This window comes from Bradyrhizobium prioriisuperbiae, assembly GCF_032397745.1.
In the GTDB taxonomy this organism is placed as follows: domain Bacteria; phylum Pseudomonadota; class Alphaproteobacteria; order Rhizobiales; family Xanthobacteraceae; genus Bradyrhizobium_A; species Bradyrhizobium_A prioriisuperbiae.
The window spans coordinates 3,314,683-3,332,586 of sequence record NZ_CP135921.1 but is presented as its reverse complement, the minus strand read 5'-3'; the positions used below and the strand labels follow the sequence as shown (position 1 = coordinate 3,332,586).

At 60.2% G+C, this 17,904-nt stretch carries 15 protein-coding genes; 3 read left to right on the top strand and 12 right to left on the bottom strand.

The genetic code is table 11. The features are described from left to right. Nucleotides 1-147: 147 nt before the first annotated feature. From RS897_RS15610 to RS897_RS15580, 7 genes are all read right to left on the bottom strand, one after another. The gene (locus RS897_RS15610; protein WP_315837421.1) at nucleotides 148-339 is read right to left on the bottom strand and encodes a hypothetical protein; all 192 of its coding nucleotides are present in this window, start codon (nucleotides 337-339) and stop codon (nucleotides 148-150) included. A 307-nt stretch (nucleotides 340-646) separates the two neighbouring features. Further along, nucleotides 647-4,075 carry a TM0106 family RecB-like putative nuclease gene (locus RS897_RS15605; protein ID WP_315837420.1) on the bottom strand — a complete coding sequence of 1,143 codons (3,429 nt, stop codon included), beginning with the start codon at nucleotides 4,073-4,075 and terminating at the stop codon, nucleotides 647-649. Beyond that, nucleotides 4,075-6,309 (bottom strand): DEAD/DEAH box helicase, encoded by a 2,235-nt coding sequence (locus tag RS897_RS15600; protein WP_315837419.1) that lies wholly within the window; start codon nucleotides 6,307-6,309, stop codon nucleotides 4,075-4,077. Before RS897_RS15600 ends, RS897_RS15605 begins: the two co-directional genes overlap by 1 nt. Beyond that, nucleotides 6,278-7,591 carry an ATP-binding protein gene (locus RS897_RS15595; RefSeq protein WP_315837418.1) on the bottom strand — a complete coding sequence of 438 codons (1,314 nt, stop codon included), beginning with the start codon at nucleotides 7,589-7,591 and terminating at the stop codon, nucleotides 6,278-6,280. Before RS897_RS15595 ends, RS897_RS15600 begins: the two co-directional genes overlap by 32 nt. Continuing rightward, entirely contained in the window at nucleotides 7,588-9,957 is a 2,370-nt protein-coding gene (locus RS897_RS15590) for a tellurite resistance TerB family protein (protein WP_315837417.1), read from the bottom strand. The genes RS897_RS15595 and RS897_RS15590 overlap by 4 nt, the downstream gene beginning before the upstream one ends. A gap of 422 nt (nucleotides 9,958-10,379) precedes the next feature. Further along, on the bottom strand, nucleotides 10,380-10,781 hold the full coding sequence (locus RS897_RS15585) for a hypothetical protein (RefSeq protein ID WP_315837416.1): 402 nt from the start codon (nucleotides 10,779-10,781) through the stop codon (nucleotides 10,380-10,382). Between the two features lie 523 nt (nucleotides 10,782-11,304). After that, entirely contained in the window at nucleotides 11,305-11,526 is a 222-nt protein-coding gene (locus tag RS897_RS15580; RefSeq protein WP_315837415.1) for a hypothetical protein, read from the bottom strand. A 357-nt stretch (nucleotides 11,527-11,883) separates the two neighbouring features. On the opposite strand from RS897_RS15580, the gene RS897_RS15575 reads away from it, so the two are divergent. Continuing rightward, the gene (locus RS897_RS15575) at nucleotides 11,884-12,402 is read left to right on the top strand and encodes a hypothetical protein (protein WP_315837414.1); all 519 of its coding nucleotides are present in this window, start codon (nucleotides 11,884-11,886) and stop codon (nucleotides 12,400-12,402) included. A 25-nt stretch (nucleotides 12,403-12,427) separates the two neighbouring features. On the opposite strand, the gene RS897_RS15570 is transcribed toward RS897_RS15575, so the two are convergent. The 4 genes from RS897_RS15570 to RS897_RS15555 are packed head-to-tail and all read right to left on the bottom strand — an operon-like array spanning nucleotide 12,428 to nucleotide 15,663. Then, nucleotides 12,428-13,339 (bottom strand): DMT family transporter, encoded by a 912-nt coding sequence (locus RS897_RS15570; protein ID WP_315837413.1) that lies wholly within the window; start codon nucleotides 13,337-13,339, stop codon nucleotides 12,428-12,430. Nucleotides 13,340-13,353: 14 nt separating this feature from the next. Next, nucleotides 13,354-14,271, bottom strand: a complete 918-nt coding sequence (locus RS897_RS15565; RefSeq protein WP_315837412.1) for a DMT family transporter — start codon at nucleotides 14,269-14,271, stop codon at nucleotides 13,354-13,356. Between the two features lie 27 nt (nucleotides 14,272-14,298). Further along, complete coding sequence (locus RS897_RS15560) at nucleotides 14,299-15,039, bottom strand: SDR family NAD(P)-dependent oxidoreductase (RefSeq protein ID WP_315837411.1); 741 nt, start codon at nucleotides 15,037-15,039, stop codon at nucleotides 14,299-14,301. Nucleotides 15,040-15,051: 12 nt separating this feature from the next. Further along, the gene (locus tag RS897_RS15555) at nucleotides 15,052-15,663 is read right to left on the bottom strand and encodes a glutathione S-transferase N-terminal domain-containing protein (protein WP_315837410.1); all 612 of its coding nucleotides are present in this window, start codon (nucleotides 15,661-15,663) and stop codon (nucleotides 15,052-15,054) included. 156 nt (nucleotides 15,664-15,819) lie between these two features. Between RS897_RS15555 and RS897_RS42275 the strand changes: the two genes are divergently transcribed. Both RS897_RS42275 and RS897_RS15545 read left to right on the top strand, forming a co-directional pair. Further along, nucleotides 15,820-16,284, top strand: coding sequence for a MarR family winged helix-turn-helix transcriptional regulator (locus tag RS897_RS42275; RefSeq protein ID WP_407654553.1), 465 nt, complete (start codon nucleotides 15,820-15,822; stop codon nucleotides 16,282-16,284). Nucleotides 16,285-16,464: 180 nt separating this feature from the next. Continuing rightward, on the top strand, nucleotides 16,465-17,640 hold the full coding sequence (locus RS897_RS15545; protein WP_315837408.1) for a GGDEF domain-containing protein: 1,176 nt from the start codon (nucleotides 16,465-16,467) through the stop codon (nucleotides 17,638-17,640). A 27-nt stretch (nucleotides 17,641-17,667) separates the two neighbouring features. On the opposite strand, the gene RS897_RS15540 is transcribed toward RS897_RS15545, so the two are convergent. Further along, complete coding sequence (locus RS897_RS15540) at nucleotides 17,668-17,850, bottom strand: hypothetical protein (RefSeq protein ID WP_315838954.1); 183 nt, start codon at nucleotides 17,848-17,850, stop codon at nucleotides 17,668-17,670. Nucleotides 17,851-17,904 lie beyond the last annotated feature (54 nt).

Genomic DNA, 17,904 nt, shown 5'->3' with positions numbered 1-17,904 from the left:
AAAGGAAATCACGGCCGCAGCAGCTGGTCATGCAAATCCCAAGGGCGGGGCCGCTTGAGGCCACCAATAAAACCGACTCCTTTTGTGCCAACATTGTGCCGTGGAAGGATTTGGCGCCCATGCCAGCGGTTACTAACCTGCGGTAATTTATCGCTTGGGGCGAGACACGAAGGCTTGGACGGGTTCGTTGAAGAAGATGCCATTGATGTGCTGGCCTGATCCCTCCGCCAAGCTCCTGGCCATCTCCGGAAGTTCGCGAAGCGACCGGTCGACATCGTCCATGGCGATCGGGCGATCGGTTTCCAGCGGATCGATGCGCGCCACGTTCGGCTTGCCCAACAGTAGGAACGCTTGCCCAAGGGCATTTTTGGATTGGGCCCGCGCTGCCGAGTTGAATAAGCGCATAAAAGCCCATTGAGCGACGCCGCTCTTCTGGGCAGCGTCGGCTCTTCACAAAGCGCTGCATGTTGTCGTTGCCAACGAAGCGGATGATCGCCCAAGAAACGCAAAAACGCATTGCACCTTCTCACGGCCCTTTAACATCGGGAGCATCTGGCAGACGCATTGCTTGTGATGACAGTTCAGGATCAGTTCCGATAACCACTGCCACGTCCGAGTTTCGCCGACAGACATCTGGTGAACGACATCAGACTGGCGTCGCCATCTCCAAATAGCGGCAAAAGGCATTGGCGAGCTGCATCTGCCTTGGGGTCCGGCACTCCGCTTCAAAGATACGTGGCGAAGCAACCATCACGCAGATGCACTTCGCACGTGATGTCGCCACGTTCAGGCGATTGGCGCTGTAGAGGAATTCCATGCCGCGCGGGGCATCGAGGTGGCTCGAGGTTGTGACGGAATAGATAACGATCGGAGCCTCCTGCCCCTGAAACTTGTCGACCGTTCCCACACGCCCACCCGGGATGCGCTCTTGCAATTCAAAGACTTGGGCGTTGTAGGGCGCGATGATCAGAATGTCGTTCAGTTTGATGACAGCCTCGACGTCGTCCCGGTTCACCCAAGTCGTGGCACTTCCTAGGATGTTAGTCACGAGGTCACGAACGGCATCGGCTTCTTCCTGCGACGAACTTTGGTTGCCGGAATGCTCGATCGGGAGGTAGCGAAGGCCTGCTCCCCTAAGCTTTCCTGTTGACTTGACCTGCTGCTTCTCAAGACCAGGCCGCGAAAACAGCCTGCTCTCGTAGAAGAGCTCCGAATTGAAGGCGCAGATTGTCGGATGCAGCCGCCAGGTTTCCGGGAGAAACAGGCCGCGATCGGCAGGAATCGTGGCATGCGGTCCAAGGATATGGTCCAGCGCCGAGGCATCGGCGCCATCTGGATGGCTTCCCTGAATGGGTTGCTCGAGCTGGCGTGGATCGCCGAGAAGCACGACGCTTTTGGCCGATTGCGACACCGCGAGCACATTTGCCAGGGACATCTGGGCAGCTTCGTCGATGAAAAGCACGTCGACGCATTGCGAAGCGTCTGGCCTCGCCCAGAACCAGGCAGTTGCCCCGCCCACGCTAGCAGACCCGCCCAGCGCATCGAGAAATTCACCGTTGTCCTTGGTGAAGGTCAGGCTGGGCAGATCGTCCTCATCATCAGAAACCTTCTGCACGCAACGGATGGCTTGCCGCTCCTCACCCGCGGCTTTGATCACCTCGTCCAGCAGATTGCGAATGACCTTGTGACTGTTTGCAGTAATCCCGATCGTCTTTCCCTCTTGCGCCAGGCCGCAGATCATCCTGGCGCCTGTAAAGGTCTTTCCAGCGCCAGGCGGGCCTTGCAGCGGGAACACGCTCCGATCGAGCGTCAGCGCCACACGAATAGCGGTGGCAAGACTGGCTTCACCTTCCTGCTGCAGTGGCAGTCCCTGCAGACGTGGCGCTACGGCCAAGACCAAGTCGCGGGCCGCCCGATAGTCGCCATCCGCCTCGATGCCGTGCTCGGCCACATGCTCGCCAAGCCGCATCACGGCGTCTGCCAGTACCTGAGTATCGACAGAGCTATGAGCAAAGACCGCTGGCGCATGAACGTCTGCGGTATCCTTGCGCTTCTTGATGTCGATCGTTCGGGCCTCAAGTGATACGGCTGTGACTTTGCCGAACTTGTCACCCCCGATGGTGTGGAGGTCATCCCCGGTGCGGATATCGGTATCCTGTGGGGCAAACCGGTAGCGATGGGTGGGCACCTTTCCCTTCCCGGGCACCTCTTCCAGAAAGACCATGTCGGCGAGGCCGCTACGCTCATGGAGGAGATCGTCGGCAGACAAGTCGCGCAGCCTGAAGTATTCCCACCAGACGGCCTTCTTCTCGCGGCCGTGCCAATCCAGCATGGAAGCAAGAAGCCATCGCCCCTCCTGCTCGTCCGTGCGTTCGTTGGCGTCGTCAGGCACGCCCTCAAGGAGGCGAGCCGAAAGTGCTGCCACCTTCTGCTGCCAGGCGGTCAGCTCCTCGCTCAGTTCAACTACCACCGCGGTAGGCCGGGCGATTGTCGCCCCGTTTGCGATCTGGTCGGCTCGAAGGGCCTCAAGCCAACGCCGCAGCGCCTCCGTGGAGGCGCAATCGTCATTGTTATAGCCTTTGACAGCCGCCTTATCGTCCTCCGGAATGCCCTCGGGGTCGGCCATCTCCAGCCGCGCCTGGGTTCTCGCCATCACGGCCCCGACCTCCTCCAGAGCGACTGATCGATTGAATCCGTAGAGCGGCTCGAGCTTCTTGATGGAGTAGCTTTCCACGCTAGCGCGGATCGCGTGGCGAACCACTGCATAGAGATCAACGAATACCTCTCCACGGAGAAGGTTGTCGACGTCATTCTCTCGCGTCGCATACCGTCCCATCAACCGCTTCAGCGCAGCAGGCTCGTAGGGAGCGAAGTGATAGATGTGAAGGTTCGGATGGGTTTTCTGCCGTTCGACGACGAAATCAATGAACCGCTCGAACGCAGCCCTCTCCTCATGGCGCGTGGACGCCCAGTCGCCGGTATATTGCCAGACCCCGCCGTCATCGGCGTAGAGGTAGCCGAACAGGAACTCGAGCCCACCATCACCGACAAACGGATCTCCCTCGAAATCGAAAAAGATGTCACCCGCTGACGGTTCGGGTAAACGAAATAGCCCAAAACCCGGCTCGAGCGGCAGGACCTCGTGCAGCATCGCGTCTGCGGTCCGACCCTCGACCTGAATCCTTGCCTGTTCGCGAACCCTCTCGTAGCTGCTCGCGGCCCCGCGATCGGGTCGCCATGGCAGAGGGATGGGCACGGCTGCGAGCGCCGCCATCGTGCCGACGCCGCGCCTCTCTAATTCACCGATCTGGGACTTGCTGATACCAGCGACGAGGGACATGTGGTCATCCGCTCGCCTCTTTTCTTCGCAATGCCGACGCCACCTGCAAACGTCGCAATGATCGATCGGCTCGGGATAGGGGCCGACGCTAGTGCCGGCCGGTCCCGCGATCGCTCGCTCCAAACTGCCTCTCACATGGCGATAGTAGGCTGCATAGTCGGCGATCCGGTACGCTTCCGGTTCGAAGTTCGTCCCAGGTGTCACGACATGGGCTGCAACAGGCGCTACGCCCTGTATGTTCGACAGCATGTCGGAATAGAGGCTGATCTGAAGGACCGTATTGCCCTTGGTCTCCCGGGCCAGCTTCGTATCGGTAACCTCATAAGACCACGCACCTAACTGACTTGGTTTCTCCACGCGAAGCAAAATGTCAGCCCGCCCGTTCCAGAGGCCGACCTGGAGTGCTCCTTGAGCGATGACCGCATCGCCCCGCGCCATCGCCTCACGCGTGGCTGCCACTGCCGTACCGTCGACACCGATCCCGCCGATCTGCGTGACCGCGAGCCCTCCCGATTTCAAATGATCGATATAGCCCTGCTCATGCTCAGCGCCACGCGCGGCCAGTGCTTCGAGGACGGGGTCCCAGATCTTTGGCTTGGCCAACTCGCCGTTAGCGACCTTGAGGTCGAGATTGGTCAGATAATGGCAATTCAGGTGCCCGACGAGGTCGCCCGCACTAAGGTTGATTTTGGCGCCGATCTTCTGCATTTCCCCCGCCAAATGCTGACGCTGCATCACAGCTCGCTTGCAATCTCCGGTATATTGTCTATTTCCGCGCCGTTTTGTCTAGCCCACAGAGATCGCGCCAGCGTCGCCGGCACCTGTTCCCGGAATTTACCGGCGGCGATGTTCTCGACAAAGGCAGAGACGTCAATCGCACTGGCGCGATCAAGTTGACCTAGCCCTCGCAACTTCGGCAAAGCCTCAGTTGCGTTTGTCTTGGCAAGCGTCAGACCGAGGTCATGCACTTGCCCCGGCAGTCCCGCCATGGCCGCCGCGGCTCCAAACACAGCGGTTGCTTGGGAGCCCCGCCAGAGAAACAGGTGCAGATCACGCTCTTCTTCGACGACCCTTCGCTTTTCGAGGTCAAGCTCACGGAACGTTTCTCGCCCCTCAGCCAAGAGCTCCCGCGCCTTATCGTCGAGATATGGTGGCTCGTCAGTGGACAGATAGACATTACGCATCTCGGCAGCCAGCCGGTCATGCAGGCGCTCGCCGTCGGCACGTTCAAACCGGGGTACGACGCCTCCCGGATGCGGGGCCACGAAGAGGGTGTTGGTCCTTTCGTCGACATCGTTGATGATCCATCTGCGGCCCGCAAACACCACAAGACCGTCTTTATGGACCGGGAAAGATATTGGCAGCGTACCGAGGGTCTTGCCCTCGATTGTCAAGCGCCACTCTTCTGCTGACTCGAACACAGCAAAGAAACTTCGGGATTGAACCGTCTGCTCGCCCTTCTCTGCGAGCATGATCAGGCCATCACCCGATTGCTCAATGAAGCGGATCGTGTCGGAAGCGAGATGACGAAGGAGATCTGCAAATTCTCCGGTCGAGATGGCGGCGAAAGGCCCCGCCCCGCACAAGAGATCGTAGAGTGGCCGCGCCCTGATCCCACCCCGTTCAGCGATGACAGAGAGGATCTGGTGGATCAAGGTTGAAGCGACCTCCGGCACCTGGCCGGCCGGCTCGACGAATTTTTGCAGCAGCAGCCGAATGACGGCGACCGAGCGGATGGTATTCGGCCTGAGCCGGTCGATCACGCCGGAACGTTGATCAATGTTCGGCTCACGCACATAGACACGAAGGACCGACGGTACGCCTTTCCGCCGGCCCGTTCTACCGAGCCTCTGCTTCAGCGACGAAAGCGAGCGAGGTGCCCCAATTTGAGCAACCGATTTGACCGATCCGATATCGACACCCAACTCTAGGGTCGAGGTACAGATCGCGGTCGTCGGCAATTTTCCATCCTTAAGTCGATCCTCCAGCTCTTCCCGAAGGGTCTTGGAAAGACTGCCGTGATGGGGAAAGAACTCGTTCGGCACATCTGCCTTGTCCGACCTCCTGCGCAGGCGATCGGCAGTGGACTCGACGGTACGCCGTGAACCTCCGAAGACGAGGTTGTTGGAAGTTCGCAGGGTCTTGAACAAATGGTCCGCGATATCGTCGAGTGCGATCCTGCGCGGCATTTCTTCGACGTCCGTTCCTCCTTCGGCGTGATCGGGATCATCAAGCTCGGGTGGCTCGACATAGCCACGGATCTGCAGCTTGAGTTCGGGAGAATCAGACTTCGCTTCTAATATCCGGACAGTCTCCGGCGAGGTTGGACGGAGCCATGCTGCCGCCTGAAACAAATCGCCGATGGTTGCGGACAGGCCGACGCGCCGCGCCGGCCGCTGGGACATGGCATCGATGCGGCGCAGCAGGCTTGCGAGATGGAGGCCGCGCGGTCCCTGAAGGAACGAATGGACCTCGTCGATGACGATGAAGTCAGCCGACGACAGCAGACGTTTTGCATCGGCCGGACGCCGGGCGAGCATCGCCTCGATCGATTCCGGCGTGATGAGCGCGACCCCTTGCGGCTTGGAAAGGGCCCGCTTCTTGTCTCCCTGAGGAGCATCGCCGTGCCATTTGACGACAGGGATCTCCATGTTCTCGCAGAGTCCCTCGAGACGTTTGAACTGATCGTTGATTAGGGCCTTCAGCGGACTGATATACAGGACCGAGAATCCAAACTCTTTCCTGTCAGCGATCGCGGTCAGGATCGGCAGAAAGGCCGCTTCTGTCTTCCCCGCAGCGGTTGTTGCAGCAATTAGAACGTCGCGGTCATCGTCGAGAACGGCAAAGATTGTGCGCGCCTGAATCTCGCGCAGCTCATCCCATCCCTGATCGTGAATCCATCGGCGGATGGCCCCGTGCAGTTTGTGGTAGGCCCCCTCAAGAGTTGAGTCGGAGGCTGGTGAGCTCATCGCCGTCTCCACTCTCTTCGCTCGATGCCGTATCGTCCGGAGCATCCGGGGCAATCGGTATGCGATCAAGCAACTCCTGCCACTTGACGCCGAGGTTCTGTTCAAGGACAGCGAGCATCTGCACGAATGCTTTCACGGTCGAACGAGGCGTCCGAAAATAGGACTCACCGATCTTGCGGTTGCAATACTCCATGAACGCGGTCAACGCTTCGTCCGGCACCAGGAATTTCGTGGGATCTCCGCTTGCGAAGACCAACCTGATGTTGGTGAGGAGAACGAAGAGATCTTCTGGCGTCAGGCTCTGCAGCCGGATCACTGGACCAGAAAAATCAACAAGCCCGCCGCTCGCAAAGCTGTTTTCCGCCAACCTGGACTGCAGGGCCTCATAGCTAAACACACCTCGGCGCGTGTCCAGCAGGAAGTCGGGCGTACCGCACATGATGAAGCCTATTCCTGAGGTCATGCCTTGGAGCGAGTCGTTCACTATGTCGAGAAGCTGTTCATAGTTCTGCTTGCGGGACTGGGAATTCTGAAGCTTGTAGATATGAGCCATCTCGTCAAACATGACCAAAAGGCCACTATAACCTGCAATCCGCACCAGGCAGCCGAGACATTTCAGCGATTCATAGACATTTTCGTCATCGATGATGCTTCTGACACCGAGGTCCTTTTTGGCATCCGTTTTGGTTGAATACTCCGCGCGGAGCCAACGAATAGCGCATTCTTTCAGGGCGTCGTTGGCCTCTTCGCTTCCTCGCCAATAGGCCTTCAATACCGTAGCGAAATCGTAGCCACCTGAGAATTGGGTAATCGCCTCGAGCTTCTGGTCGATAAGGCCTTCAACTGCGACGCCCTTCTCGCCAGCTTCCTTCACCGCATCCATCACCAGACGCTCGGCGATACTTTGCAGCGCACCACCTTCAGGCTTATTGCGGGTCGCCATGTTGTTCACAGCTTCCGCATAGAGCGCGCGCGCCTGACCGGCGCTTGCATGAATGCGCCGATTGGGCGACAGGTCGGCATGCATCGTCACGCAGCGCTTCTCTAATGCGATGAGGCGCACGACGCCGGCGAAGAACGTCTTGCCGGCGCCGTAGTCACCGATCACGAAGCGGACGGCGGCTCCCCCATCCGCGATCCGATCGATGTCGCGCACCAGTGCACCGATTTCGCCCGCGCGGCCGACTTGGATGTGGGGCAGACCGAGACGTGGAACGACACCAGCGGACAGAGCCTGTATGATCGTGTCCCGCTCTCTGGGCTTAATCGGCTTCTTGTTCATGCAGCCCTGTCTTTCATCTCCGAGAGGCGTCCACGGAGGTGCGGCGCTAGCACCACGTCGTCGCCATCTTCAATCAATGCATCATCGAAACGATCAAAAGACCAGTCGTTGATTCGCTCGATAGCCCCATCCGGAAGCAATCCGATGTCTCTCGCATGGCGATCGAACTCGGACCGTGGCATCGATCCGCGCTGTTCGAGCAGCTGAACGAGCTCAGCATACGGTCTGTCCAATCCTCCCCAGGCAATCTTGGCATCAGGCTTGGGAGGCGATGGTTCTGCCACATCCTCGCTGAAAATATCGGACAGGAGCCCTGCGACAGCTTCGGTCTCTCGACGTGTGCGGGCAAGCTTGGCGGCATCGATCTTGATACCAGCGCCGCCTATCTGTTCCGCCGGCTTGGCGGGATCCTTCGGGATCGGGATGCCTGCGGCGCGCGCCTCCTCGCTGATCGAGACTGGCTCATCAACCCGCTCGGCGGCCGCCCGATGAAGGCTCTGATAGACGGCCTCGCTTGGAAGGCCGAGGGATTTGTGCAGCCGTTCTAGGAATTTGACTTCGCCGATGTCGATACTCGCACCGCCGCCCACAACCGCGACAGCTGCGTCCGCGATTGCCCGACGTTCGGCCTCCCCGACCTCCTGCAGCTTGCGAAAGACGCGCGCCTGCTTGGGAGGACTGTTAAACGTCGTGACGGCAAACGCGATCAGACGCGCCTGCTCCACGCCGGACAAGTCCGGTGTGGCCCGAATTCGGCTGATGGTACGCTGGAGCTCTTCATAGCAAGCGTCTCCATCGGAGCCGGCTGCCAGCACCGCGACTTCGACCTGGGTTCTTGCCGCTCGAAACGCTGGCCGAGAGGGATCGACCGGGCCACCATTCGCGGCCCTGAAAATAAAGACCTGTTCGTCGGCCCGAGGAACACTGCTGCCGTATCTAGGGTCCGGTTCGAGCGCCACGTCGATCACATCCAACGCTCGTCCTAACTCTTCAGCAGCAGCTGTGGGGATCTTTCCGCTGCTGGCGACATCAAAGCCCGCCATCTCGAAGATCATCTGAGCCGTGGTGCTCGCGCGCCCCTGGGCTCCCAGTGCCGTCTCGACTTGTCGACGAAAGTCATCGATCGCCGCTGAACCCGACTGGTGCCAAATATCGGGGGGTAACAGTCCCGCAGCCACGACGGAATTGCGGAGGTTTGGTTTGCGCCCGACGAAGCGGCTGAATCCATCGAGCTCGGCTGTGCAGTCCTCGACCAGGGTTCGCAAGGCATCGAGTTGCTTCGTAAGACCGGACACGTCAAGATACTGTTCGTGTGGTCCGTGAACATCGACGGTGAATGCGCCACTGGCAGCGCGATATTGTAGCGAGATCCGCTTGTTCGTCCGTATGGAAAGACCGCTCGGATATCGCTGAGCAAAGCGCTTCGTCCACAGAGTGACAAACTCGTCAAAGCATCGCACCGCTGGCGTTCTGAGATGAGTGTCCGGCATGGCCAGAACCCACCGCAGAGCGTCATCCGCCGACGATAAGATGGGTGCCTCCAACAGTCTTTGACCGAGATGCAGCCGCGTCGCGAGGTCCATTTCGGAGTTCGCGGCACGCTCCGCGGACAGTGCAGGCAAATGGATAGGCGCTGCCAATTGAACATTAGCAATATTGAGAAAGTGGTTGGCGTAGTGGTGAAACGACCCGTTCGTACCGTAGATCGCGAGCAGCCTCTTGACCTCGCCGATCAGTGACGCAGCGTCATCGCCCCGCTCGACGAACATACGATGCTCGAGCCCATAGAAAAAGATGAAGATGAGCCCAATGCCGTAAGCAGGATCCCGCCTACCTCCGAGCATCCACTCAAGGAATGCCCGACGGGCGGCCGGATCCATCTCCGCGTAGGAAGGCCAATATGGCATCGAGCTTCCATCAATATCCGCGCGCTGGGCTCGAGCGGACAGATTGGGATTGATCGCGTATTGCGCGGTCACACCGCCGGGCACGGCGAGGCAATCACCAAGGTAGAAAAGGCCGCCCGTGATCTCCACCTTTCCAAAGGTCACCCGCTCGTTGGCGTGCACCCATCGGGCCGGCGCACTGCCCTGCCAAGAGGGAGTGCCTCTGGCTAGCGAAGGGCGAATGTCATTCTTGAAGGTTGGCTCGCGTGTAGGCGGTCTCGGCGGCGCCTCGCGCCGGGTTGCCCGAAAGAGAGCGCGCAGCAGAAGATAGAGGCCACCGCAGACGATGGCGGCTGCTCCGATCACAGCGGCGTTCTCGACGACAAAGTGGTAGATCGCAACGGCAGCAGCGATCATCGCCCCGACGATAAGCAATGCGGCCTCGCCACCCTTTGTCGATTTTCCCCGCCGCCGACCCATGCCATCTATCAACCGGGCGTTCCAACGCTCGTTCAGCTCCCTGACTGACCTTTGCATGCCGCACAACTAGCGGTAAACAGTCTTGCGAATTCCCTACCTATATACCGTTACTCTCGTTGGAGGAGCAAGTCGCTTGCTCGCGAACGGTCAAAACGCCGTCGGCTGGATTCACGCTGCGAACGGGCGCCTGGCCGACGACTGGCGTGGGTGGCTAAGCAAGAGCTCGAGACGAAGTTTTTCGAATGGTTGACGGCTGGGGCCGCAAGCGCGCGTCTCCGTTAGGCTCGTCACGACCGAGAGCTATGATTTCCTCAATGCGCGTTGCTCTCGATGGTCCCTTCGAAGAGGCACTTGCGCAGTCGAACTACCAATCGGCGATCACCCGAGCGGATTTCTCGTAAGGATCGTAGCAAGCTGTCCGATCACAGAAGCAGCCTTTTCCTCGCGGCCAAAAGCATTTCCGGCGGAATCTTGTGGACGTTGACGATGCGTGCCTTCTCACACTGGAAAGCGGTCCCTGGCGCGTCAGGATCATCTTCGACCACGCACTCGACTTCAACTTCATAAATGCGCGGATATTCGTGGTGAGCTGCCCAAATTGCAGCTTGGTCAAATAGCTTCACCATGTAGATGCGATCGTTCCGACGGATATCTGGCGAAACATCGCCATTTTGCGGTACGCCGGTCACCGACGGCGGCAAAATATACTCGCCTATCAGTAGGCCGAAGTTGCCGCCGTGGAAGTAGCGTGGCGGCTTCTTACAAGGAAGCAATCCCTTGGCGGCGAGACGCCTACGTTTCCTTTTCCCCATTCTTTCGTTCATGGCCCCGCCGACCGACTTTCTTCTTCCTCGGTTCGAAACATACAGCACTGGCGAGAACGCCGACTACGGCACGTTGCTGCCCGCGGTACGAAAATCGGCGTCGCGCGATCAGCGCTTTCGGCGTCGGTCCCGCACCGAGCGGCAATCGAGTCGCCCCGAGGTCGTCCAGTACGAATTAGGTCTCTCACTCGGCATCGCGGAGGACAATGGATGGGGCACGCATGACAAGAGCCTACCCTTAACCTCGCGGTAGATCTCTCCGGGATTTCGGGTGAGAGCCGTGTTCGATTCCGATCAGAGCGATTGTGGAGTCCGGAACGGCATAGGCGTGCCCGCTACGGGAAGCCTGCTGTCTTATTTTTGTCGTCGATACCGCGCGTCATCCTGCTGGTATTTGTGCTGGTATCGGCAGCAATCGACGATAAAAGTGACTTCAAATTCAAATGGTTATGGTACTAAGCGATTGCCGGCCAGGGGCACCATCCTGCTTCGCGTTCACGCGCTTCGCAGAATGCCATCCGGGTCAAGACGCAGAATTTTCCAGCGAACGCTTCTCAAGAGTTGCCGCGATCCTCTCCAGCACATCGTTCGTACGCCGCGTTTCCGCGATCTGCTGTTTGTACAGCTCGACGATCTCTGTTGTTGAGCGCGGGCGGAGGAAGCGTGTCGCCAGAAGGTAAGCGCCTATCAGCATGACAAACGGCCACCACGAGAACAGCGCCGTCAGCAAATCGTGCGTCGTCATGCAAAGCGTCCTCACCTTGGCTTGCGTTCAGGTGACACGATACTGCCTCAATCATTAAGAAACGAGCATTCGCGCTACGACAAATGTATGCGCTGCATCGTGTGACGATGCCATCTCTCAAATGATTGCTGCACCCACTTGTGTCGACGCCCAACGAAGCAGACGAGAAGCCGGCAAAGACAAGCGATGCGCGTGGAATGAAAGCATCGCAGTTGCGGACCGCAACGCATTCCATCTCCGCCGTTTGAACGAGCTCTGCGATGGCTGCGACCAAGCGTTGGGCTGGACATTCAACTGGAAGCCAAAACTCCGACGACGAAGGTTCCGTTTTGGTGAGACCTCAGCGGGAGACAACGCATGTCCGTGAACACACCGTCAAAAAACTGGGGCGCGTACGCCATTGGCGGCGCCAATGCGGCCCTGGGCCTGGGCGCGCGCGGGACGGTCTATCTTTTCAACAACTTCGATACCTCAGACAAGTTCATCTTCCTGCTGGCCGACCTCGGCTTTGGGTTCGCCATCGGTCCGCGCCTGAATCAGGGGGTTCGAAACCTCGGGAGGGCTGCTCTCAGCAGCAAGAGTTTCTACAACCCCGACAGCTTCACAAAAATTACAGCCAATCGGGAGTTTTCGGCGAACGATTTGAATTGGTCTCCTGGTGCAGAGATGACGATCGGCGTCGCGGTGTTGCTTGCGGGCCTGTCGGCCACCGCGATCTCGGCATGGCCATTCTTCGACAGTCCACCAAGGCCGGGTGTCGAGGTGAACAACGACTATTTCAGCGGCCAGGTGATCTACAATACCAACGACGTTGGATGGTCCGCTGCCGTCGCGTACCAGTTTCTCGGACGCTGGGTGAAGCTGTGGTCATTCTAGAGCTTGTTCCATTCCGGATGAACGATCACAGCCCGTCGGGCGGTAGGCCGGATGCGCGTGCCGCGACGGGCCGGTCACGCTTGCGCTCGCGGTCAAAGGCGTAGAGGCCCGAGAGAACAATGATCGTAGCGCCTGTCGCCATCAGGGCGTCGGGCACGTCGCCGAACACCAGGTAGCCGAGCAGCATCGCCCACAGCAGCGCGGAATAGCGAAACGGCGCCACCGCCGAGATGGCGCCTGTTCGCAGCGCCATGATGATGCATTGATAACCGATCAGGAGAAGAACCGCCGCGAGCGCCAGCAGACCGAGTGCGCGGCCGGATAACGGCGTCCAGCCGCCGAGCGGACCAAGTATCGCGGCTCCGGCGACCGTCACCGCGACAGCCGTCAGCAGGGTAATGAACAGCGATGGAATTTGCGCCGGTATCCGTTTGGTCGCGAGATCGCGGACGGCGCAGAAGATCACCGAAAGCAGCGCGAACAGCGAAAGCTGGTTGAAGCCTTCGACTCCCGGCCGAACGATGATGAGAACGCCGGTGAAGCCGGCCGTGACGGCCAGCCAGCGCCGCCAGCCGACGGGCTCACCGAACATCAACGCCGCCCCCAGCGTAATGGCCAGCGGCAGTACCTGAAGGACCGCCGTGGTATTGGCCAGAGGCAAGTTCACGATCGCCGCCAGGAACAGTATCGTCGCGCCGACTTCGCCAGCTATCCGCAGCGCGACTGGCTTCATCATCAGCGTGCGCAGCGGCCGCATCGCGCGCTGATGCAGCGCAAGCGCTGCAATCAGCACAATCGCGAACACGCCACGCACCAGCATCACCTGGCCGAAGTTCATCTCGGCCGACGCGGACTTGGTGATCGCGTCATTCATCGTGAAGCTCGCCATGGCAGTGGCCATCAACAGGCTGCCACGAATATTCGGGGACAAGACCAAATCAGTTTCCAGGTTCAGTTTCGAGGCTGGATGACGCGGCCGCGCGTCGTAAGCTGGCCGATCGTGTTGACCACCACGACCCCGGTCAGTGTCAGGATTCCACCGATGATGGTCAGGCCTGAGGGGATTTCACCGATCCAGACGAACGAAAAGGCCAGCGTCATGGGCGGCACGAGGTAGAGAAAGCTGGTCGCTCTGCTGACCGGATATACCGCGAGCGCGTGCGACCAGGCCACATAGGCAAGCATCGAGGGTCCAACACCGAGAAACACGACCGCGACGATGGCTTCGCCCGAAGCATTTTGAAGTGTCGAAAGAGCGCCGGGCGCGAACGGGACCAAAGTTGCGGTCGCAACCCATATCATGGCCGTCGCCACGCCGATCGGCCCGACATGTGCCAGTAAAGGACGCTGAAAAACAAAGCTCAACGCAAAGCAGAAAGCTGCGGCGGCAACAAAGAGCGCGCCGATATCGAAGCGCATGTCCGGTGTGCTGCCGAACGCGATCGTTGCTGCGCCGGCGAAGCTGACCAACGTGCCGACCAGCACCCACGGCGTTACGCGTTCGCCTGTGCTCAAAAATCCGATGATCAGGGCGAACATCGGCGTCAAGTTCACGATGAAGCTCGCTGCGCCGGCGCTTGTCGTCAACTCACCGGAGTTCAGCAGAAGATTATATGCCGTAATGCCCGAGACCCCCGCGAGGAACAAACGGGGCCAATCACGTCGTCGTGGAAGTGCGGGTCGCGCAAACAGCCAATAGACTCCGAGCGCCAGTGAGGCGATTGCGAAGCGCAAGAACGCCAATTCGGACGGAGAGAATGAACGCAGCGCGGCCCGGATGCCCGGGAATGCTCCCGACCACAAGACGATCGTCAGGCCAATCGCGACGACCGCCTGGAGGGTTACCGTGGTGTGCTCGTCATGCTTCATCGGACCGACCAGGGAGCTCGATCTTCATCACCACTTCTCGGCAAACGGCCGGATGATGATGTCGAATGTCCATGCGGATGGGTGCTGATGCGCCATCCGAAACACCTCTTCCGCAATCGCGTCCGGATCGACAAACCACTCTTCAGGCGCTCTCGACCAGTCAGCCGGCGGCGGGTGCCAGGCGGGAGGCTTGCGCCCATCTTCGCTGAGCCAGGGAGATTGGATCGAACCATCGATCGTGACATAACCGACGTGAACCCGCTTCGGACCCAGGTCGCGCGCCATCGACTCCGCGAGGATTCGCTGCGCAGCCTTGGTCGGCGCGAACAGCGCGTAGTTCGGCACGCCACGGAGCGAGGACGTGTTGCCGGTCACGATAATCGACCCCTTGCCGGCCGAAATCATGTCCGGCGCGACCTCGCGCGCCAGATGGAGCAGTGCGGTGGTGTTGACCCGAAAGTTACGCTCCAGATCTGCGGGATTCGCGTCAAGAAAGGTCCCAAACGTGGCCGACACCGCATTGTGCACCACAACCGATGGCTTTCCGAGATCCGTCCGCACTGCGGATATGGTCCTGGCCAGTGCCTCCAGATCAGCGACGTCGCAGACATATGCCTTGCTGTGCGCAATCTCTCGCTCCAGGTCTTTCAAGCGATCGCGGTTCCGCGCAAGCATCCCCACCTGGTAGCCGTCACGCGCGAACCGGCGGCTGATCGCCGCCCCTGTTGCACCACCGACACCCGTGACGAGACAGACTTTACTGGTCATGAGTCTCTCCCGTCAGGCCAAGGGACGGGTGCGTGCGAACGCAGCGTCGTCGTGCAGGGCCGACACCACTTTCGCGAGCGAGGGCGCGGCCTCAGCGGGGTCGAAACCCGGATACCATCGCGGCGTGTACTCAAACGCAACGATGGCGCTGATGGTCGCGATGTTGAGGGAATCGAGGCGTATTGCGTCACTGCAGCCGGACGCCGCATCAAGCGCCTTGAATCCGCCAACGATCTGCAGTCGGCACCGCTCGAGCAACTGCGGCTGGCTACAGCCCGCCGGCCGTTGCTGCTCAAGATAGCGCACTGTCACCAGTTCGCAGATGGTGTTAGCAACCGCAGAAAGCCGCAGCACATGACGCCGGGCCGATCCGGACCGCGGCATCAGCGCATGCTCGGGCCCGACAAGTTCGTCCAGATAGTCGATGATCGCAGCGCTGTCGAACAGGCGCTCGCCGTCATCGAGCTCGAGAATCGGCACCTTGCCGACGGGATTGAGTTCCCGCGCCCTCGCCGCATTGGCATAACCGTTGAGATCGTCGTGTTCGTACGCGATCGCGCGTGAAACCAGGGCAGCTGCCACGCGGCGGGCGTAGGGAGAGACATAAGTCCCAATGAGCTTCATTGCGAAAGGCTCCCTAATAGGTGCATATGCATCTTTTAAGAACTCCTCACTTGGGAGTCAAACGCTTTTATTTGGCTATTTTTGAGATTTATAGCCTTTGCTCGATTAATTTTAAAATGTATATGCATCTATAAATGCCCATACGGAGACATTCCGGTGCCGAACCGATCAGCTTTGCTGGACTCGATCGCATGCAACTGTTCCGCACTTCGGAAAGCGGCCAGGCGCGTCAGTTTGTTGTACGACCGCTGTTTGGCCCCCAGCGGGCTGACCATCGGTCAATATGCAATCCTTGCCGAGATCGCGCTCTGCCCCAAGGATGAGTCGCCGACCCTGACGTCACTTGCGCAGGCGCTGGTGATGGATCGCACGGCACTCAGTCATACGCTGAAACCATTGGAGCGTGACGGTCTCGTTCGCATTGGGCGGGATCCGCGCGACCGACGCGCCAAGCTCGTCCACCTCACTGCGCGCGGGCGCGAACAAGCCGCTGTTGCGCGCTCCTGCTGGGGAGAGGCACAAGCGCGCTTTTCGACAGCGTTTGGCGATGATCAGGCTATCGCGCTGCGCGCGCTTCTCAGGCTGGTCACGGACGCCGACCTCGGCGAGCCACGACTCTGACTTCCGATCATTCGCTCGAGCCACATGGAGTCGGGCGCGGCCGATACGCATGGTGAGCATGGCCAAGCCCCGTGGGCCCCAGCGGGCTGCCGACAAATCCAATTTGATTCAATTTTATCGATTCGAAGGACCCGACTTTTACGGATTCTCCGCTAGGACAGCCCCAGGATGGGGGAAGTCATGTTCTTGCAACGACTGGACGCTCGCCCGGGATCGATCTCCGACGCAGTTCTGATCGAGGTTCTCGGCGGGCTCTATGGCTCGATGGTGCCGATTGTCTTCACGGGTGTCGCGCAAGCGATCCTCGGAACGATCGTGGCGTGGCAAAGCACGGACATGGCGACGGCCGTCATCACCGGCCTCAGCGTGATCATCGCCTGCATCCGGGCATGGGATGTTCTGGCCTTCCGGCGCCGCGTCGCCAGGCAACCACTGCGCGACCGGGCTGAAGCCGAGCAGTGCAAGCGGCACTACGTCATCGGGACAGCCGCTACCGCTTTCATCATCGGGCTGTTTGCGGCACGCAGCCTGATGCTCGACGACGCGCTATGCGCGATGATGGCGATCGGCGTCGGGTTCGGCTTCGGCGCCGGCATCGTCGCGCGGCTGTCGATGCTGCCCTTCGTCGCGGTTGCCGATCTCATCGTAATGGGCGTTCCCCCGATCGCGGTGGCGATGGCGCGGCTGGATGCGCCGCATGTCGGGATGGCCGTGCTGATCGCAATCTACCTCGTCGGCAGTTTCGAGATGGTTCGCCTGACGTTCAATTCCGCCATCAAGCAGATCACGCTCAAGCACCAGTTCGAGCAGCTCGCACGCATCGACCCAATGACCGGCCTGTTCAATCGTTCGGTGCTGGCGAGCGACCTTGCGCGAATGATTGCCGGTCGCGGCGACCGCACCATCGCGATCCACGCCATCGATCTCGATCATTTCAAGGCCGCCAACGACAGATTCGGCCATCCGGTCGGCGATGCCCTGCTCAAGGAGGTCGCCGGTCGGCTGCGATCACTGGCCGGGGACAGCGACCTGATCGTCCGGATGGGTGGCGACGAATTCATCCTGGTTCAGACATCCGTGGCCTCGCGGACGCAGGCTGAGCGGATGGCGCAACGGATTTCCGAGGCGGTGAGTCTGCCTTATTGCATCGAGGGGCATGACATCGTGATCGGCGCGAGCATCGGGGTGGCCCTGTCGGGCGAGGACGGCAGCACCGCCGAGGCGATCCTCCGGCGCTCCGACCAGGCGCTTTATCGGGCCAAGGCCGACCGCGGCGGATATGTGTTCGCGCGCGAGCTGGCCGCAGCTTCCATGCCGGCGATGGACAACCCGACGGCACGCCTGCAGGCGGCATGAGCCTGCACGGCCAGAGCCCTCGCTCCCTCACACCATCTTCTTGTAGATCCAGTGGCGGCCGTCGTGGCGGCGCCAGACGCGGCCCCACACCAGCCGGCCACTGATGGTGCGGCGAGGAAGCCAGACCGTCCAGACATGCCAGGCCGCGGCCCAGTCCGGCATCGGCTTCGACGTCACCGTCCGTAACACGTCTCCACCACCTGCGATCATGGCCGCCTCCGCGGATGATTAAGTGAAGCCGCCGGGCGGCGTATATTCGCCCGA